This is a genomic window from Mesorhizobium sp. M7A.F.Ca.CA.004.04.2.1 (genome assembly GCF_004022825.1).
In the GTDB taxonomy this organism is placed as follows: domain Bacteria; phylum Pseudomonadota; class Alphaproteobacteria; order Rhizobiales; family Rhizobiaceae; genus Mesorhizobium.
Map to the genome: position 1 here is coordinate 1 of NZ_RZPH01000956.1, position 2,321 is coordinate 2,321.

Here is a 2,321-nt window from a genome sequence, read left to right on the forward strand (position 1 = left end):
AGGAAGATCCGCTCTGCGATCAACGATCTGACGCTGAAGGGCCATATCTACAAGGGCAAGCTGCCGCCGCCCAAGGGCGAGAAACCCGAAGATTGGGAGGACCGCGAGCAGACGCTGTTCCGCTCGACCGCGGTCGGCGACGACATGGACCGGGCGCTGGTCAAGTCTGATGGCTCGTTCACCTATTTCGCCGCCGACGTCGCTTATCTCAAGGACAAGGTCGATCGCGGTTTCGTCGACCTGATCTATGTGCTCGGCGCCGACCATGGCGGCTACGTCAAGCGGCTGGAGGCCCTGGCGCGGGCGATTGCCGGCGACGAGGTGAAGCTCACTGTCCTGCTGTGCAATCTGGTCAAGCTGTTTCGCGAGGGCGAACCGGTGCGCATGTCGAAGCGGTCGGGCGATTTCGTGACGCTGCGCGAAGTGGTGGAGGAGGTCGGCCGCGACGCGATCCGCTTCATGATGCTCTACCGCAAGAACGATGCGCCCCTGGATTTCGATTTCGCCAAGGTGACCGAGCAGTCCAAGGACAATCCGGTGTTCTATGTCCAGTACGCCTCGGCGCGCTGTCATTCGGTGTTCCGGCAGGCGAGCGAGCAACTGGGCGAAGCCAATTTCGACCGCAACAGCCTGGCGTCTGCCGCGGCATTGCTGACCGACGAGGGCGAGATCGGCCTGATCCGCAAGCTTGCCGAATACCCGCGGCTGATCGAGTCCGCCGCCCTTGCGCTCGAGCCGCATCGGCTGGCATTTTACCTCTATGATCTGGCTTCCAGCTTCCACGGACACTGGAACCGTGGCACGGATAATCCGGACTTACGTTTTGTTAAGGTTAACGACCGACAATTGACGCATGCCAGACTAGGGCTGGTGCAGGCTGTTTCGGACGTTTTGACGTCCGGCCTGACGTTGATCGGAGCCGCCGCGCCCACCGAAATGCGTTAGGTTTGACTAAATAACCTGTCACCTTTTGCCCACATTGCGCTGGTAAGGGCCAACCCTACGCGACGTCCATGGCGTCCGAATGAGTGCGAGTTCGGGAACAATAATGGCAGACAGAACCCAGCTGAGAGTAGCCGACAACAACGACATCGCTGACGATGATCCGTTCGCGGAACTGACCAGGATCATGGGATTCGACCCGCGCCAGCCGGTCAGGCCGCAATCGCCCGCCCAGCCGCAGGCCCCAGCCGCCGATCACGGGCTCGAAGAGGGCGATTTCGATATCGATCTCGAAAAAGAAATGATGGGCGAGTTCGGCGCTGACGACAGCGACGCCGCTCCGGTTGTTCAGGCTCATGAGCCGACCTTCGTGCTTGAGCCGGCATTCGAAGCGGCTGACGCCAGCGCGATGGACGATGAGCTTTCGGTGTCGCTCGACAACGATTTCCAACTGGACATGGCTGAGATAGACGATCACGTCGCCGGCGCCAGCCATGCGGTCGCAGCTGAAGCGGCGCCGTCCGTCGAGCCGGCTTTCGCGTCTGATTTTGACGATGCCGTCGCCGGTTCGCTTGAGGACGTCTCTCCCTTCGAGGACGATCATTCGATGGCGGACGAGCTGGCCATTTCGCTCGACCAGGACCTCCGGATCGATGAGGAAGCCGAAGAGGCCCAGTACGCTGAAGAGGCCCAGTACGCCGTTGCCGACACGCCCGCTTCTATCGAGCCAGTTGCCTCCGATGACGAATTCGACGATGCGGTGGCAGTCTCGCTTGAAGACGAGCTGGTGCTCGACGACCATTCGGCGGCCGAACAGTCATTCATGGCCGCCGAGCCCGTCAAGTATCCCATGCCGGAGCAGGCGGCGCGTGACGGCCATGCAATTTCCGATGAGAGCTTTGCCGGCCATTTCGACGACGCGATGGCTGATGTCGACATGGATTTCGACGTTCGCGCGGATGAGCCGAATGCCTTCGACGAGCCGCACGCGCATGATGCGCTTGTCGATATCACTGACGCGAACGGCGACATTCCCATCCCTGAAGGCATTTCGGACGATGCTTTCGACCTAAGTTTGGACGACGCGTTTGCCGAAACGGCCGAAGAGCCGGTCGCCGAGGTTGCTGCCGCTACGGTCCAGCCGGCGGCGCCAGAGGCTCATGTTGCGCCGGCGGCGCATGCCCCGGCCGCGGACGAACGGAGCCTGGAAGACGAGTTGAATGCGCTGCTGGGTGCCATGACGGCGCGCACGGCGCTGGTCGCCAGTGAGCCCGTCACGGCTCAGCCGGCTGTCGCCGCCCTGCCGCCTGTTGCCGAGCCCGCCGAGGAACCGGCCGATCTTGTCGGCGACCTCGACTGGGATCTTGACGAACCCGCGC

The 2,321-nt window shown here is 62.3% G+C and carries 1 protein-coding gene and 1 pseudogene; both read left to right on the top strand.

The window, feature by feature from the left end:
- Positions 1–945 (top strand): DALR anticodon-binding domain-containing protein (locus EN893_RS29720; protein ID WP_245490927.1); only part of this gene is annotated, 945 nt, incomplete at its 5' end.
- Between the two features lie 103 nt (positions 946–1,048).
- Positions 1,049–2,321 (top strand): annotated as a pseudogene (locus tag EN893_RS29725) (SPOR domain-containing protein); the annotation flags it as partial.